15 protein-coding genes and 1 pseudogene are annotated in these 15,884 nt (G+C 63.2%); 7 read left to right on the top strand and 9 right to left on the bottom strand.

Annotated features, from left to right (window positions below):
• Positions 1 to 363, top strand: a 363-nt coding sequence (locus tag ABZW16_RS09035) for a hypothetical protein (protein ID WP_354953823.1), incomplete at its 5' end; no start/stop codon positions are given.
• A gap of 190 nt (positions 364 to 553) precedes the next feature.
• Entirely contained in the window at positions 554 to 787 is a 234-nt protein-coding gene (locus ABZW16_RS09030; protein ID WP_354953821.1) for a hypothetical protein, read from the top strand.
• A gap of 120 nt (positions 788 to 907) precedes the next feature.
• On the opposite strand, the gene ABZW16_RS09025 is transcribed toward ABZW16_RS09030, so the two are convergent.
• Positions 908 to 1,840, bottom strand: coding sequence for an aminotransferase class I/II-fold pyridoxal phosphate-dependent enzyme (locus ABZW16_RS09025; protein WP_354953820.1), 933 nt, complete (start codon positions 1,838 to 1,840; stop codon positions 908 to 910).
• A gap of 420 nt (positions 1,841 to 2,260) precedes the next feature.
• Here ABZW16_RS09025 and ABZW16_RS09020 point away from each other — a divergent pair, with 420 nt between their 5' ends.
• Positions 2,261 to 2,773, top strand: coding sequence for a YbaB/EbfC family nucleoid-associated protein (locus tag ABZW16_RS09020; RefSeq protein ID WP_354953818.1), 513 nt, complete (start codon positions 2,261 to 2,263; stop codon positions 2,771 to 2,773).
• 1,925 nt (positions 2,774 to 4,698) lie between these two features.
• Here the strand turns inward: ABZW16_RS09020 and ABZW16_RS09015 are convergent.
• The 3 genes and pseudogenes from ABZW16_RS09015 to ABZW16_RS09005 form a co-directional block, all read right to left on the bottom strand.
• Positions 4,699 to 5,063: pseudogene (locus ABZW16_RS09015) on the bottom strand (transposase); the annotation flags it as partial.
• A gap of 592 nt (positions 5,064 to 5,655) precedes the next feature.
• The gene (locus ABZW16_RS09010; RefSeq protein ID WP_354953816.1) at positions 5,656 to 6,006 is read right to left on the bottom strand and encodes a hypothetical protein; all 351 of its coding nucleotides are present in this window, start codon (positions 6,004 to 6,006) and stop codon (positions 5,656 to 5,658) included.
• A gap of 3 nt (positions 6,007 to 6,009) precedes the next feature.
• On the bottom strand, positions 6,010 to 6,360 hold the full coding sequence (locus tag ABZW16_RS09005) for a hypothetical protein (RefSeq protein WP_354953814.1): 351 nt from the start codon (positions 6,358 to 6,360) through the stop codon (positions 6,010 to 6,012).
• Positions 6,361 to 6,675: 315 nt separating this feature from the next.
• Here ABZW16_RS09005 and ABZW16_RS09000 point away from each other — a divergent pair, with 315 nt between their 5' ends.
• Positions 6,676 to 7,332: a methyltransferase domain-containing protein gene (locus tag ABZW16_RS09000; RefSeq protein ID WP_354953813.1), complete on the top strand. Its 657-nt coding sequence runs from the start codon at positions 6,676 to 6,678 to the stop codon at positions 7,330 to 7,332.
• A 512-nt stretch (positions 7,333 to 7,844) separates the two neighbouring features.
• A complete protein-coding gene (locus ABZW16_RS08995; RefSeq protein ID WP_354953811.1) occupies positions 7,845 to 8,582 on the top strand; it encodes a nitroreductase in 738 nt (245 codons plus the stop codon).
• Positions 8,583 to 8,734: 152 nt separating this feature from the next.
• Here the strand turns inward: ABZW16_RS08995 and ABZW16_RS08990 are convergent, their stop codons facing one another.
• Positions 8,735 to 9,154, bottom strand: a complete 420-nt coding sequence (locus ABZW16_RS08990) for a cupin domain-containing protein (RefSeq protein WP_354953809.1) — start codon at positions 9,152 to 9,154, stop codon at positions 8,735 to 8,737.
• Between the two features lie 74 nt (positions 9,155 to 9,228).
• On the bottom strand, positions 9,229 to 9,921 hold the full coding sequence (locus tag ABZW16_RS08985; protein ID WP_354953807.1) for an SDR family oxidoreductase: 693 nt from the start codon (positions 9,919 to 9,921) through the stop codon (positions 9,229 to 9,231).
• Positions 9,922 to 10,350: 429 nt separating this feature from the next.
• On the opposite strand from ABZW16_RS08985, the gene ABZW16_RS08980 reads away from it, so the two are divergent.
• Positions 10,351 to 10,863, top strand: a complete 513-nt coding sequence (locus ABZW16_RS08980; protein ID WP_354953805.1) for a zinc-binding dehydrogenase — start codon at positions 10,351 to 10,353, stop codon at positions 10,861 to 10,863.
• Positions 10,864 to 10,942: 79 nt separating this feature from the next.
• Here the strand turns inward: ABZW16_RS08980 and ABZW16_RS08975 are convergent, their stop codons facing one another.
• From ABZW16_RS08975 to ABZW16_RS08965, 3 genes are all read right to left on the bottom strand, one after another.
• Positions 10,943 to 12,103: an acyl-CoA dehydrogenase family protein gene (locus ABZW16_RS08975; protein ID WP_354953803.1), complete on the bottom strand. Its 1,161-nt coding sequence runs from the start codon at positions 12,101 to 12,103 to the stop codon at positions 10,943 to 10,945.
• Positions 12,094 to 13,137, bottom strand: a complete 1,044-nt coding sequence (locus ABZW16_RS08970; protein WP_354953801.1) for an acyl-CoA dehydrogenase family protein — start codon at positions 13,135 to 13,137, stop codon at positions 12,094 to 12,096. Before ABZW16_RS08970 ends, ABZW16_RS08975 begins: the two co-directional genes overlap by 10 nt.
• Before the next feature lie 372 nt (positions 13,138 to 13,509).
• Positions 13,510 to 14,301, bottom strand: coding sequence for a hypothetical protein (locus ABZW16_RS08965; RefSeq protein ID WP_354953799.1), 792 nt, complete (start codon positions 14,299 to 14,301; stop codon positions 13,510 to 13,512).
• A 379-nt stretch (positions 14,302 to 14,680) separates the two neighbouring features.
• On the opposite strand from ABZW16_RS08965, the gene ABZW16_RS08960 reads away from it, so the two are divergent.
• Positions 14,681 to 15,862, top strand: a complete 1,182-nt coding sequence (locus ABZW16_RS08960) for an acyl-CoA dehydrogenase family protein (protein WP_354953797.1) — start codon at positions 14,681 to 14,683, stop codon at positions 15,860 to 15,862.
• Positions 15,863 to 15,884: the final 22 nt, after the last annotated feature.

Here is a 15,884-nt window from a genome sequence, read left to right as displayed (position 1 = left end):
GAGTATCGGGCGATCGGCGCGAGTGTAGCGGCCACTGGTGTGGGACTCGCGCTGTTCGCACTCGCGGGTAACCCGACGATGGCATGTCTAGGCATGCTCATGGTCGGCGCGGCCGGCGGCATCTTCGATGTCGCGTTTCTCTCGGCACGGCAACGGTTTGCCGATCCCTCGTCCTACGGTCGCGTCGTCACCGTTTCGAGCGCGATCAACCTCGCTGGTGCACCTGTCGGTGCGGCCGTCGTCCCAGTACTGCTCGCACTGGACGGCGGCGACCGCACGGGCACCACAGCATTGATTCTTGCCGGCACGGCCGCTGTGCTCCTCGCCGCGGTTGTCTGGGTGTTTCCACCGCGCCGGGATTGAAGTACTGGCGCCTCCAAAACTCCCGCGCCAGGCGTTGGCCACAGGGCAGAACACGTCATGTGGGATTCGGGGTCGTTGCCCCCGCTCAGAACTGACCTGCCGACGTGGCGAGAGTGCGCCGCATTGCCGACGGCGGCTACTCGACGCTGCTGGTGCCCGACTCCCGCAGATGCAACCGGCGCCCGGCCCCATGCTGGCCACCGTTGCGGCCCTGACCGACCTGCGTGTGGGCACGTGGGTGTACGCCTCCTCGCTGCGCCCGGCTGCGGCGTGGGAAGCGCACTCGCTGTCGCTCCTGACCGAGGGTCGCTTCGAGATGGGCATCGGCTACCAGCAGATGGGGAATCGAGGACGAGCTGCGCGACAAGGGAATGCCCGCCGTACCGCCGCCGTCCCCTCCGCCACGATCGACAGTGCCTGGTAGGCGCGCGGACTGAGCACGCACGCCTGGGCACACCACCACGCGCCGGACCGGCAGCGGGCGGAATTGACGGTGAGCAGTCGAGATATCACGACGCGGCGCGAGGGCTCAGGGCCCGAATGGCTACCCGGTGACGTGCGCGCGAAGCGATGCCACAGCAGCTTCGAAGTCGGCAAGCTCTTCTTCGAGCGGTGTGGCTATACGGACACCTGCCACGCGTCCCGGCTCGGCCGGATCGAAGGGGCGGGTGACGAAGCCGTAGGCCAGAAAGGTGTCGGATACCCGTTTCGGTTGCGGTGTGACGAGAAACCGGAAATGCGTGGGCGACGGTGTCACCTCGCCGATCCCGGCGTGACGCAACTGCGATTCCATTCGATCAGCGCAAAAGCGCAGCCGCAGAGTCGATTTCGATACCCAGCTGGCGCCGGCCGAACTATCGGAGCCGTCCAGCGCCGCGACGGCCACCATCGAGTCCAGCAGGGACAGCGGCCAGGTCATCATGCGGCGGGCCACCCCGCGCCGCAGCTGGGCATGCCGAGTCCAGAGCGCACCGCACCGCGCGCCGCCGATCCCGAATACCTTTGACGGGCTGCGCAAGACGATCACGTTCGGCAGGTCGATTCCCAGCATGGCATCGGCGGGATCGGCGAGGAAGTCGATATATGATTCATCGACCACCAGGACGGCTTGCGGATAGTCGACACACGCGCGAGCCAGGTCCACCGTGCTGATTCGGACCCCGGTGGGATTGCACGGATTCGACAGCACCACGTATCTGAAGTGGCGCATCCCATCGCGGAGGCGCTCGAGCCGATCCTCGGGCGTGTCGGAGACGGTGAGCACGTGCGGCATGAGATGTGTGGTGAACGCCTTGATGATCTCCGTGTAGTCCGGTGCGATGACGGCGGTTTCGTCGGGCGGCAGTACGGCAGCCAACACTCCGATGAACTCACTGATTCCCCGCCCCACGACGAGATGGGCGGGGTCGACTCCGAGGTACTCCGCATAGGCGTGTCGGAACTGTCCTTCGGCCTCGTATGGGTGCGCTCGCAGCATCCTCGGATCGAATGCCGCCAACACCGAGCCCACACCCGCAGGTGGACCCAGTCGATTGACGCATGTACCGAGGTCTATCACCGCGTTCGCGACCGCCGTCGGAAGCCCGCGCAGATCACCACCCTGCCGCTCGGCCGATATCGTCAGGCTATCGATTACAAGTTCAAACTGCGTCACGTGCCAGCCTCACCCTTCTTCTGTGCGCAGGCCGAGTAAGGCCCGCACAGCTGTGTGGGCCTGTGCAGCCGACGCTTCGATGGTGGCTCGGCCACTCGAAATTCGAATGCAAGGACCTGTCACCGCAAGGTTCGCAGTCTGCTCCCGCAACAACATCCGCAACAACCACGAACTGCAGCACAGACTCAGCTATTCCGCGCCGCGGCGGATGTTCCGGACGCGAATCGTCTCTAGCCTTCCCCTATGGGGCTGGAAGGCAGGCACGGAACATCAACGGTATCCGCATCGGCGGCAGACGGGCGAGTGGTGGTGGAAGTCGACTGCAACGGCAAGATCCTCAGCACATGGTTCGCACCGGAAGCCCGAGAACTATCGCCCGCTGCACTCGGGGATGCCGTCACCTGTGCCGCCCGGGCGGCTGCCAGCAGGGCAGCGCACGCATCAGGGGTGGCCATGCTGACCCTTACGCAGTTGACAGTTCGTGATCGTACCGCCATTACCGAGTACACCTACGAGATGTCGAAGCTCGTCGAGGAATACGGCGGAGAAATCCTTGCCGTATCGAACGGTAATGGCGAGTGTGTCGAAGGAGCCTGGCGCACGAGCACCCTCGCGAACCCCGATACCGTCATCCTGCTGCGCTGGCCACATTCTGCCGCGTTCCACGAGTTCTATCAGTCGACGAGTTATGCGCCTCTTGCCGTCCGACGACGGCGGGCCGCAGACAGCCACATCCTGTTGTTCGACGACATCTGACGGCAGAAAAGGTCCTCGACGACCGCACCCTTCTGATGAATGTGTCTGAGGTGCAGGTGGATTCACACCGCCGAAACCCATGGCGGTTTGCGGCGACGACCCGGACGGACACGTTGTAGCGCAGACCCGCTCGCTGCCCGAGTGAGCCGCACGCAGTCTGCCCGGGAACGCGACTGCGGCAGCTCGGGGTTGCCACGCATGCCTCGGTCACCTCTCGGCAGGATCCGAAGAAACGACATCGCCACACCAGGCGACGATGCCATCTGAACGCGCAACCACCGCCCCCGCGACGGGCAACCCTCCTGTCGTCCACCACCTTCCGTCGAGGTCGCGCAGGTGGCCGCGGACGGCTGCACACCCGACCGTGCTGTCAGGTCTCGCGATGCGGGATCGGCCCATACCGGCCGCCATCAGGAGTCGTCAGAAACGACGTCATGGGTCACCGCTGGAGCAACAAACCGGTGCCTCGACAACCAATCGCACAGAAGTCGCCTACGCTGGCTGACCAGAAAATCCGTCGCTGCGCTGCCATGATGAGTCGAATCGCCATGGACACCAACCGAACTGTCGACACGAGCTCGACAGCGCGACCGCGTCGGAGGTGAGCGCCGCTGAACGCCAGCACGCGAGCCCCCTCCCCCGGGACAATCCCAATCAGGAGGACTCGTAGGCCTTTTGGCGGATGTCGACGCGGTCGGCCACAGGTAGTCTCTGCCGAAGAGCTTCGCCCCCGCCGCGTCCCGGTAGGGGGCGGAGCCTCGGGATGGCCGGCCAATAGTGCGGCGGTGAGCAGAGCGAGTAACTGCAGAATCAGCCCTGCCAATACACGGGACGCGACGATCGGGCCGGTGGTTCGCGCGCCGAAGGCGAGGATCGATACCACGTAGAGGACCGCCGCGAATACCGAGATCAGACCGGCACATGCCAGCAGACGCGCGAACCGGCGGATAGTCGCGCTGACGCGGATACGGCGATCGCCCACCGACTTCAGCAGATAGCCGAGGAAAGCGCGGCCACGACGGTCAGTTGCATCTGCGCCGACGTCGGCAATCCATTGCGACAGCGTGCCAGGCCCCAGCACCAACTATCAAGTGCCCCAACACAAGTGCAAGGCATGTGGCGTCCGAAACGCGGCACTGCGAGCGGGAATCGGCGCAGCATATCCGTATGAATGCGGATATTTTCGATCTATCGGCTGCGTAGCGTACAGGACGCCTCAAGGCGATGACACGCTCAGAAAATCGGAGTTGATATGAGAAGCGGAAAAGCTATTACAGTTTCTGTGGCAGCTACTGCAGCTTTGGCGGGTGGAGCAGTGGCGCTAGGGTCCGGCACCGCAGCAGCTGCCTCCTACAACGGCGCGTGCGGCGCCGGCTACTCCGTCATCGATCACGCTGATCTCCAGGGCGGCACAGTCTTTCTTACATACAAGGATGGCTGGAATTGTGTTGTGACCGTTAGAGACCAGCCCGGTGCAGCCATTCATATGATGGCTGAAATTGTTTCCAGCGCTGATCCCGGCAATAATCACATCGACGAAGGAAATTACACAACCTACGCAGGTCCGGTATATGTTAATGCCCCGCACACATGTGTGACCTGGGGAGGGCAAATTCAGCCGCCTCCCCCCTACCAGGGTGGAAACGCTGTGATTCGCGGCGGTCACTGCGGATGATGGCAGCCGGGACCCTCGTTGCCGCCGACCAGCCGTAAGTATTTGAGCTACCGAGGCACCGGGCTGGACCACGGCGGACCAAAACCAGGCGTTGGTCCGGTCACCGCCTTAGCTTATGATTTTAACCTCGGGCGGTCGCTGGTTTACCCCGGTACTCGTGGCGCGGTGGCGGTTCTCCGTCCTCTGAATTGACGCGGAGGACGCGATCGAAGCCAACAACCGTCCCAGAACGACACCCAGTCATGATCACGGCGGTCCCCGAATAGTGGCGTTGCACCCCGGCCGATTTCACCCCCTTCTTCAGGAAACCGGTCTCATCGGCGACCACCACCGCCTCGGGGTCACCGAGGTGGTCAACCACTAGGCGCGCACATCATCGCGGACCCCGTCGACGTCCCCGTCCGCCTTAGGCAGCAGCCGCTGCATCCCCTCCAGGCCCACCTCACCAGCACGCTCGGCCAGTGTCCACCCGTTCTTACGTTCCAAACCCGCCAACAGCCCCGATACATATTCACGCACCCAAGCCCGCGGCTCCGACCGCGCGAACCGGCCCCCAACCCGCAACATCAACGAATCCAACTCGGCCACAACACCACACACCAGATCTACCAGCACCAACTCACATAGGTGTCGTTGCAGTACTAGCTAGGCCGTGCACTGGTTTTCGAACACTGCGTCACCGGTGTGCCCGCCGAGGACCAGAGCCGTGTGTAGTGTCCGTCGAAGATAGCTTCCTATCAGCCGAGAACGACCCGCTGAATCGCCGGGTTGAACATGACTCCCTATTTGGGGTCGCTCTCGTCCGCGCGAATCCCCGCCTCGCAGAGCTGATGTCGGAATTCGTGCATTGGCGCTGCCTTCTTGGACGCTCAACCGTCCGGGGCGGAAGGACTTCCCCCTGACGCGTCTGTGCGTGAACGCAGGACCCATTGTGCGGCCGATGGGTCCGCAAAGCCTTTTGAGAACAACGCAAGGTGCGAGTAATGGATAGAATCGAGCCCGATCTGGACGGTCCCGACGCGGCGGAACACCGCCGAATCGATCACGATGGTTCTGCCGCGGAAGGCTCCGGTAGACTGGCGCATGGGATCGCCACCCAGTTTTCAAGGCGCAGGATAGGCAGGAACCCGCCCTGTGCGGCGACGGCCGCCGCAGCGCTGTCGGTACTGGTCGGAGTGGTGGCCCTGTGGGGCTTGGGACGAGACGATCACTTGGACAACACCGTGCCGGCGTCGAGCGTTTCTACGCTACATGGCATCGATGACGCAATCTCCCAGTTCGACCCGACACCAGTGAGCGGCAGTGTCACTGGGTCGGGATCACCGAATGAGGTGCCGGCGCTGTCCGGCATCCCGACCGACCTGGCTCTCACAGATCCAGCCAACACCACGGAAGAACCCACGACAGGTGCTGTCAACGCCAGCGATACGACGACGGGCGCGGCCGCCACTGCCCTCGACACGACCACGACTCCAGAGAACAGCGCATCTGTCAGTGTGAGTGCGAGCGTGGGCTTTTCGCTGTCACTTGCCCCTCCCACTGCTGCGAATTCCACCACCGATCAAACAGTGGTGACCACCAGCCAGGATTCTGTAACCACTACCGCAGCCGTCACTACGACCGTCACGACCACGCAGCCGCCTCGTCCTACGACACAGACCAATACGACGACAACGCAGACCGACACCCCAGCCGCCACTCGGACCGCGACCGTCACGACGACGCCGGCTCCCACGGCCCCGAGCCACTCCACCACGGTGTCCACCGCTGTCACGACAACCACTGCACCAGCCAGGACCACCACGCCCTCCGCAACGACGCCCCGCCATACGACGACGACCGAGCAGGCCCCACAGACGCGGCCCACGGTGGCTCCGACGCCGACACAGAGGGTTACGTATCCGCCGACCATCACTCCGAAACACCCGTGACTCTGCCTGGCGTGCCAGTCCCGCGCATTCGCCGAATCAGGCAGTCGGACGGTAATATTCCGAAGCTATGAACACTCTGATGCAGCGAATTTGCTGTCAAACGAGTGTCCTAACGGGCATTGGGACACTGTATCCCAGCGAAATCGCTCCATAAGGTGGCTGTTACGGGGTAACGGCAGAAGCGAACGGTTGCGATGACACCCGATCTCCGACACCTGTTCTATAGAGCCTCGAATCCGACTCCTGCCCTGCGGCGTTGACCGATGCGTGGCGATGCGTGATGACAAGATGCGCGAATGATCGAAGAAGATCCGAAGGAACTCGTCCGCCGGGGTTACAACGCACTGTCCGACCGCTACGACGAGGCATTCGGCGGTGGCACCAAGTACGAGGCATGTCTGAGGGAGTTGGATCGGCACGTCATTGCTGCGGGGACTGTTCTCGATCTCGGTTGCGGTTCCGGAATGCCGGTCGCCCGGACGCTGGCGAACAGCGGCCGCCGGGTGATCGGTGTCGATATCAGCGATGTTCAGATCGAGAAGGCCCGTGCGCTTGTTCCGGCGGCTGAATTCATCTGTGCTGATGCGGCGACAATCCACTTCGAACCGGGATCGTTCGACGCCGTCGTCTGTCTCTACGCACTCATCCACATGCCACTGGACGAGCAATCCCTATTACTGACCAGAATTGCCGAGTGGCTGCGACCGAACGGATGGTTCGTCGCCACCACTGGCCACGACTCCTGGACAGGAATAGATCCCAACTGGCTCGGCGGAGACGCAACCATGTGGTGGAGTCAGGCCGACGCCGCTACCTACCGATCCTGGCTCACGCAGGCTGGTCTCACGGTTGTCGGTGAGGAATTCGTCCCGGAAGGAACCAGCGGACACACCTTGTTCTGGACAGTGAAAGAACCTCATGGGACTCCCCCGAGCGCGGTCACTACTAGGTAACCGCGTCGAAAGACGCTGCCGGAAACGGTAATTCGCGGACATCGGCACGACGGTCTCCAGCCGCTGAGTCCGGCGCGCCACGTGATCGAGCATTTCCTGCCGCACGTCGACCACGTCCGAACGCCCCTGCGTATCGAGCCGCTGCACCACCTGCACTGCCCGAATACCGGTGCCGGGCCGATTTCTCAGCTGAAAGACGGCGGGCACCAAGGGATGTAATCGGAGCTGATACCGAGCGATCTCGTGCATTGCGACAGGGCACATAATTCAAACGCTTTCAACAACCACTGCGTTCATTTGACTGGTCGAATTTGTCGTAGGACGATCGGAAGGCGTGGATTCCAAAACTCGTACCGCCTGAGCCTGTGCAGCGGAGGAATTCGCGTGGGCTGACACATATCGACGCATATCTGCCGGTCAGTCGAAACATGTTTATCCAGCATCGAAGGCCACGGCCGTGAGCTCAACGGACGTAGACATGGTCAGCACAGCAGACCTGGAGGTAGGCAATCTTGGACGTCTATGAAGCGGTCACGAGCCGCCGGGCGGTACGTGGATTCACCAGCCAGCCTGTCCCGATGGAAGTGCTGGAGCGCGTGCTGGCCGCCGCGGCTTGGTCCCCGTCCGGATCCAACCTCCAGCCGTGGAACTCCTACATACTGACCGGTGCGCCGCTTGCCGAGCTCAAGAAGCTCGCCGGCGAGCGCGTGGCCGCAGGCGACCCCTGGGACGAGCGCGAATACGAGATGTACCCGTCCGCATTGAAATCCCCCTACAGCGAGCGCCGAGCCGCCTTCGGCAGAGAGCGTTACGGCGAACTCGGTATTTCGCGCGAGGACATGGAGGCCCGCCAGCGGGCAGCTGCCGCGAACTGGGACTGTTTCGGCGCACCCGCCGCCCTGTTCTGCTACATCGACCGCGACCTGGGCCCACCCCAGTGGGCAGACGTCGGCATGTATCTGCAGACAGTCATGCTGCTGCTGCGCGCCGAAGGGCTACACAGTTGCCTGCAAATGGCGTGGTCGGTCTACCGCAAGACCGTTGCGGAGGTCGTGTCACCCCCGGACGAGCTCATTCTCTTCTGTGGCATGTCGATCGGGTTCGAGGACGTCACGGTGGGTTACGCCCGCACAGGGCGGGCGCCGCTCGACGAGACGGTCACATTCGTCGAGCGCCGGGCGGCAGATGAAGGCCGTCGGCGTATCAGCGGCCCCAGCGTCGCGGATTACGTCACAGACAGCCACGAGTGATGTCGATGGCGGGCACACGGCTGGGTCGGAAGCCGAGTCTCCCTACTGCTGGCCGATTTGCATTTCTTCAGCTCGAGCTTCAGCTGACCGACCGAGATGGCCTCTCGCGCTTGGACGTGCACGAGCCGACCAATAACCGGCGCATCCTGGGTTCAGCTCGCTGAAGCTACCCGCCGGTCGCGGCGTGCCTCGAGCTCGTCGTCCTCGACGACGACGAGCATCGGTTGGCCAGGGGTGCACACCATCGTGACGAGAAAGCGCAGCGGGATGTCGGAGCGGTTGTTGGCGTCCGAGTAATGGATTACATCTCCGCCGGGTTCCCAGAACGCCTCGCCGGCCTTGATGGCCCGGGGCGGCTCCCCTTCCAGCTCGAACAGCATTTCGCCGTCCAACACGTAACCGAATGACGGTCCCCCGGGATGGCGGTGCGGGGGCGCCCCGGGATCGCCGGGCGGCCACTCGACCACAACGGTCATCACTTCGGCGTTCGGCGGTAGAAAAGGCGGGGTGACGCTCTGAATCAGGGTCAGCACGTTTTGCAAACGCGCTTCGATCTCTTGCTGTTTCGACATGGATGTCCGCCTTACTGATCAGATCGCTGCGCCGCTGTCGGCGGCGTCGGCCCGGCTGGTCCGCCCGGACCTGCCTATGCGGTAACCAGGCTGTTCAAGGAGAGCGGTGTTCCGAAGTAACCAGCGTGTGGGTCGACGACGACTGTCTTGGCTTCGCCTTCTCGGGCCAGAACGGCACGGGCCATCTGTTCGAAGGAGATCTTCTCAGGCCCTCCGATGTTCTCGATGTCATCCAGTGGTTCGCCTTCAGCCACTCGGGCGACCTCGGCCGCGACATTGTCGACGGCGATGGGCTGTATCAGCGCGTCTGGTACGCGCACTTCGTCGCCAACCGTCATCGAGGCTGTGATCGCGCCGGTGAACTCGGCGAACTGGGTGGCGCGCACGATCGAGTAGGGAATATCCGATTCTTGGATAAGCTTCTCTTGGGCGACCTTCGCCCGTAGGTAGCCGCTTTCCGGTAGCTGGTCGGCACCAACGATCGACACCGCGACGTAGTGCCTGACGCCCGCGGCCTTCGCGGCAGCCTCCAAGTTAGCGGTCGATTTTGTGAAGAACTCCATCGCGGGATCGTCGTCGAACGAGGGTGAGTTGGATACGTCGACAACCACGTCGGCACCGGTTAGAGCGTCGGCGAGGCCTTCCCCGGTAAGTGTGTTGATGCCAGTCCTAGGCGACGCCGGCACCGCCTCGTCGCCGTGGTCCCTCAGTTTGTCAACCACTTTTGACCCCAGGACACCTGTGCCACCAATCACAACGATCTTCATGGCTTTCCTTTCCGGATCTCTACCGGGGCATATGAAGCCAGCCGGTTACAAGTGACAACCTGCGTGCACGCGATTTACTTGGTGATCCGCAATATTGGCGTAGAACCAGGCTAAGCCGTCCATGGTGGGTTCCACAGCGAAGATTGCCAAAAACCTGCTTCCTAATGGACTCCGGCACGATCGGAAAGCACGTGGATCTTCGATCCGGCTTTGCCGCGGTCGACCTGGCTCGGCACGACCGCCGAGGGTCTGACCGGGCAGGACGGCGATCGTCCCGCGCTTTCCGTGGATCATGTCACCGCGACTGTACAGCCGGGGGCTACGTCGGAATGTCCCAGATCACGTCGCTGTTGGACTGGGCATGCGTGCGGTCCGGTGAACCATGTCGCGCCATTGCCGGAGGGGGCGTCTTTCGATCTGGGAGCCTCGTTGGGCACGCCATTCGTGACCGCGCACCGGGTGCTGACCTCTGGGGTCGTGTCGCGGCTTGCGCCCGGCTCGCTGGCGGGGCAGGCCGTGCTCGTCGCCGGCGCCGTCGGCAACGCCGCAATCCAGTTGGCCCGCTCGGCCGGGGCGACCGTGATCACGACCGTGAGCTCCGACCGAAAGGCCCGCTCGGCGCGAGCGGCCGGGGCGCACCATGTGGTGAACTATCGCGAGGGCGACACCACGGCCGCGATCAAGGCGATCGCTCCCGAGGGCATCGATCTGGTCGCCGAGGTAGCCCCGGCCCCCAACGCCGCGCTGGACCTGGCCGTGACCAGAGTGCACAGCACGCTCGCGGTCTACGCGGACAACGGCGGCGACGAACTGGTCTTGCCGCTGCGGGTGACCTTCCGCAGCGGCCCGAAACTTGCTGCGACAAAACAGGATTCACGCCGCCAGCATGCCGGAACACCGAAATCCGACCGGTGGGGCCCCGCCTCCGCCGCGGCGTCCTAGGTCACCGCCCCCGCGCGATCGCCGCCCAGACCGGGCGGTCAGCCCGACCACACTCAACCGTCCCGGACACTACAGAAGGCTACCTGCGGGTGACTTTGGGCAGGCCCAAGCCGACCTCGGAAACCATGTCCCGCATCACCTCGTTGACGCCGCCGCCGAATGTGATCACGACATTCCGTTTGGCATGAACGTCCAGCGCTTTCAGGGCCCGCGCGGTGGATGGGTCGCTGAGGTCTCCCCAGGCATAGATGATGTCTTCGGCGATGCGCGCGACACGTTGCACCCGAGTGGTGTGGAAGACCTTGGAGGCCGCAGCGTCCGCCTGACTGGGCCCGTCCGGTCCGGTCGATGCCACTACCCGCCAATTCATGACATCGTTGACCTTCAGCACCGCGAGAATCTCGCCCAGGCACTCCCGTACATCGTCTCGATCGAGCGCCCCTGATGAGACGGCCCACTTGTGCACCAGATCGTAGATGGCGGCGATCCGGCCGGACGGGCTGAGCATTACCCGCTCGTGATTGAGCTGGGAGATCAGATATTTGACGCCTCTGTTCTCCTCGCCGACCAACATCGATGCCGGTACCCGCACATCGTGGAAATAAGTGGCGTTTGTGTGATGCGCTCCGTCGAGTGAAATGATCGGGGTACAACTGAAGCCCGGATCTGCGGTGTCGACGATCAGTATCGACAAACCGCGGTGCCGCGACTCGGCGGTGCCGGTTCGAGCGGCCAGCCAGATGTAGTCCGCGGTGTGTCCGCCGGTCGTATAGGTCTTCTGGCCGTTGATGAGGTAGGAACCGTCGCTTTGCTTCTTCGCGATGGTCGACAGCGAGAACAGATCAGTGCCGGCATCCGGCTCGGTGTAGCCGATCGCGAATTCGATTTCGCCACGCAGAATTCCGGGCAGAAACCGCTCTTTCTGCTCGACTGTTCCGTAACGCAGCAGCGTCGGGCCGACGGTCTGCAAGGTGACCGACGACAGCGGGATACTCGCCCGTACCGCCTCGGATTCGAAGATCTGCTGTTCGAGCGGGCCGAATCCCTTGCCCCCGAACTCCTTCGGCCAACCCACCCCCAGCCAGCCGTCTTCGCCCAGCTGTCGCACAATCCGTTTCGCCACCATGCCGTGCCGGTCGTCCAACAGCGTCCGCGCATCCTCTTCGCTTACGAGAGTTTCGAAGTACGAACGGATCTCGCGCTGCAATGACTGCTGTTCCGGTGTCAGACCTATGAACATCGGGTACCCAACCTCCTGAGATTCTGCCTCTCACCGCCGCAGTGCCGGACCACGTCCTTGGCCAGTGAGAAGTACCTGTGCATCGGATAGGTGACGTCGACACCCAGCCCCCCGTGCAGGTGGTGGCACATCTGCATCGCCGCGCGGCCCTCTGCGGCAAACAGGAAAAGTGCCGCGTCCAGTTCGGTGCTCGCACAGCCGCCGTTGTCGACAGTCCAGTTGCAGAACAACGACACCGATTCCAATGCGGTGGCAAGAACATAGACGTCAGCGATCTCTTGTGAGGCTGCCTGGAATGTCGACAGTGGGCGCCCGAACTGAGTTCTCGACCGCAGGTGCTCGGCAGTGAGTTTCAGTGCGCCGCTGAGCAGCCCGCTCGCATAGGACAGGAAGACCGCACGATAGAGGTCGGCGTACAGTTCCTGTGCATCGGCATTCACGGACAACAGCGTTGTGCATCGCGCGTCGGCGAGCTCGAATTGTATATCGACGGGGGCGTCGGCTTGTTCAGTGCCCAGTGAACATTCGATCGCGGTCGCGGTTGTCGTCTGGTCATCGATATCGACCAGAACCGGTCCGCTCGCGGTGGGCGCGAGAAGCCACCGTGCCTGCTGCGCGTGTGGAGCAGCAGCGAATCGACCGGTGATCGTTTGACCTTGCGCTCCCGGATCGGCTGTCGTCGTGGGGAGTTCACCGCCGCCCGCGATACCCGCACTGACTGCCGTCACCTTTCCGTCGAGCACGCCTTTGCACCAGTCGGTGATATTCGCGCTCGGTGATCGCGAGGCGACCAGCCCGGCGATGCCCGCTCCCAACAACGGCGTTGTGAGAGCGACTTCGCCCAGGGCGCGAGCCACGATTCCCACTTCGACAGCCCCCAGACCGGCGCCACCGAATTCCTCCGGGAACCCCAGCATGTGCAGGCCGCCATCGCACAGCATCCCCCACGCGTCGGCAGGAGTCGGTTCCCGCGAAAGCACACCGCGGACTGCCTCGTCGACGGCGAACTGTGTCTCATCGAATCCGAAATCCATTTACCAGCCTTCTCGATAGAACAGACGTAAATCGGCCGCGCATCAGGCGCGTGCGAGCGATACCGTCGAATGAGCAGGTATCGGGGATCCAGCCGAATGTAGGCGCGTGCTGAGCGCTCTCACTGCGAGTGGCACATAGCGGCCAGCGCTGCGCAGTACTGCTCGGCCCGAGGCGACATCTTCCTGCCAGCGGGCAGGCCCTCGATCCGCTGGCCGGTAGATCTCTAGTTTCCTCGGTCTCCCGCTGCGGCGCGCAGTTGGGTGTGGGATCGGCCAGGTTACGACGGGAGAACCGATAAGGCAGTCGCCGGTCCACATCGGTCGCCGCCGCACCGGTGGCGTAGCAGCGGGTACGGCGCGACAGAGGGCTCGTCAGGAGGATTCGAGAAGACCGAGTTCTGCTGCGCGAACACCGATTTGAAACCGGGTGGTCACGCCGAGTCGCACCATCATGTCGGCAACGTATCTGCGGTAAGTCCGCAGTGACACCGATAGCTGGCGCGCGGCCACCTCATCCTTTAACCCCTGGTTGAGTGCGCGCAGCACGGCCAGCGCCGTGTCGTCGAACTCGCTGGATCGCAGGCCGAGATGAGCCGATAGCTCTGAAGCCGAGTCCCACAGGATTCTGGCGAACTGGTGGATCACTCGCAACAACGTGGCATCGCGGACCACGAAACCGTGTGGTCGCTGCTCTCCGAGGCCACCCCAGATTGCGGCTACCTGCTTGTCGATAATGATCATGTTGTAGAAGTCCGCGTCGACCACCCTCGTCTGGGCGTGTACCTGCGGGTGCTGCAACAGCATGTCCGGGCTGCGGGTTTCGACGTAGTGGCACGAATACAGCAGCCGGACCTCGCGCCCCGCGGCAAGTAGCTCCTCGACCAGCGTCCGACTGGACTGATAGTGCGGTTGGATGCGCAGCGGACTGGACACCACCAGCATCGCTTCCTTGCGTGCCCGTTGGAGCAGCCGCTGAAGTTCCTCCTCCCAGCCCTCCCCCGGGCGCACCCGCACAATGTCGTGGGTGCCCGCACGATCGTCACGGCATTCGTCCATCGCACGGTCGATCAGCTGTCGCGACTTCGCGAGCAGCTCCACGATGCCGTCACCACCATCGAGGTTTCTCGGCTCCTGTCGCGCGAATCCCGTCACGTCGTAGTTCACCCTCGGCCTCCCCGTCGAACTTTCCGTCTGCAACAGCTGGCTTGCCATTGATGATCGCACGGTCAAACGCGTTGGTGGACAACGGCATTAGCGGATATACCGAACATCCACGGGACGCTCCGACGGGACGATGCACCGTTCCAGCAGAATGCGACGTGTCAATGAACACGTTTCACTTCCGAATTTCCGTCAACGCCGTGCGTCGACAGCATCCCGATGACGGTGCGCAGGCGAAGTGTGGACGATAACGGAGTTATCCCCGACCGTGACATCTTGCTGTCACAGCGCCTACATTTTCCTGCCGCTGTCGGCGCTCCATATCTATCAATAACGTGTTCTAGTTTTGAAGAGAACCGACACGTTATGGCAAGGGATGCGGATGAATATCGATTTCACCGAGGAACAGCAGCAGCTCCGCAAACACCTGCGCGCGTATTTCGCCGAGCTAATGACACCGGAAATACGCGCGGCATTGGACGGCCCGGGCGGCGAATACGGCGCGCCCGAAGCGTACAAGCAAGTCGTTCGCTCCCTCGGGCGCGACGGCTGGCTCACACTGGGGTGGCCAGCGGAATTCGGGGGGCAGAACCGGCCGGCGATGGACCAGCTGATCTTCAACGACGAAGCCGCCGCCGCAGGGGTGCCGTTCCCGTTTCTCACCGTGAACACCATCGGCCCCACCATTATGAGATTCGGTACCCCGGAACAGAAGTCGTTCTTTCTGCCACGCATCGCGCAGGGCGACCTGCACTTCTCCATCGGCTATTCCGAACCCGAGGCGGGCACCGACCTCGCCTCGCTGCGCACGCGCGCAGTCCGCGACGGCGACCAGTTCGTCATCAACGGGGAAAAGGCCTGGACCAGCCTCATCGAATATGCCGACTACATCTGGCTGGCCGCACGCACCGATCCGAAGGCGTCCAAGCATCGCGGCCTGTCCATCCTGATCGTCCCCACCACCGCAGCAGGCTTCTCCTGGAGCAAGATTCACACCATGGCCGGTCCCGGCACCAGTGCCACCTACTACACCGACGTCCGCGTCCCCACCACCAACATCGTGGGCGAACCGAACGCGGGTTGGCCGTTGATCACCAATCAGCTCAACCATGAGCGAGTGGCGCTGACTTCCGCTGCGCCATTACAGGAGTCGCTGCGGCAGGTGTGGGAGTGGTCCGAGCGCACCACCCGCGCTGATGGCTCACGGGTTATCGACGCCGAATGGGTTCGACTGCACCTGGCACGCGTGCACGCCAATATCGAGTACCTGAAGCTGCGCAACTGGCGCATCGCCTGGGCCGCCGACTCCGGCGAACTCGGCCCGGGCGACGCCTCGGCCACCAAGGTGTTCGGCACCGAATTGGCCACGGAGGCATACCGTTTGCTGATGGAGGTGCTGGGCACGTCGGCGATCGTGCGCACCGACTCACCGGGCGCCGTACTGCGCGGCCGGATCGAACGATTCCACCGATCGTCACTGATCCTCACCTTCGGCGGCGGTACCAACGAGATGCAGCGCGACATTATCGCCAAAACTGCTCTCGGACTGCCCGTTACCCGCTGAACTTTCCCAAAGGAATCCCGTT

The organism is Nocardia sp. NPDC004604 (genome assembly GCF_040609795.1).
In the GTDB taxonomy this organism is placed as follows: Bacteria; Actinomycetota; Actinomycetes; order Mycobacteriales; family Mycobacteriaceae; genus Nocardia.
This window is presented reverse-complemented; position numbering and strand designations above follow the sequence as displayed.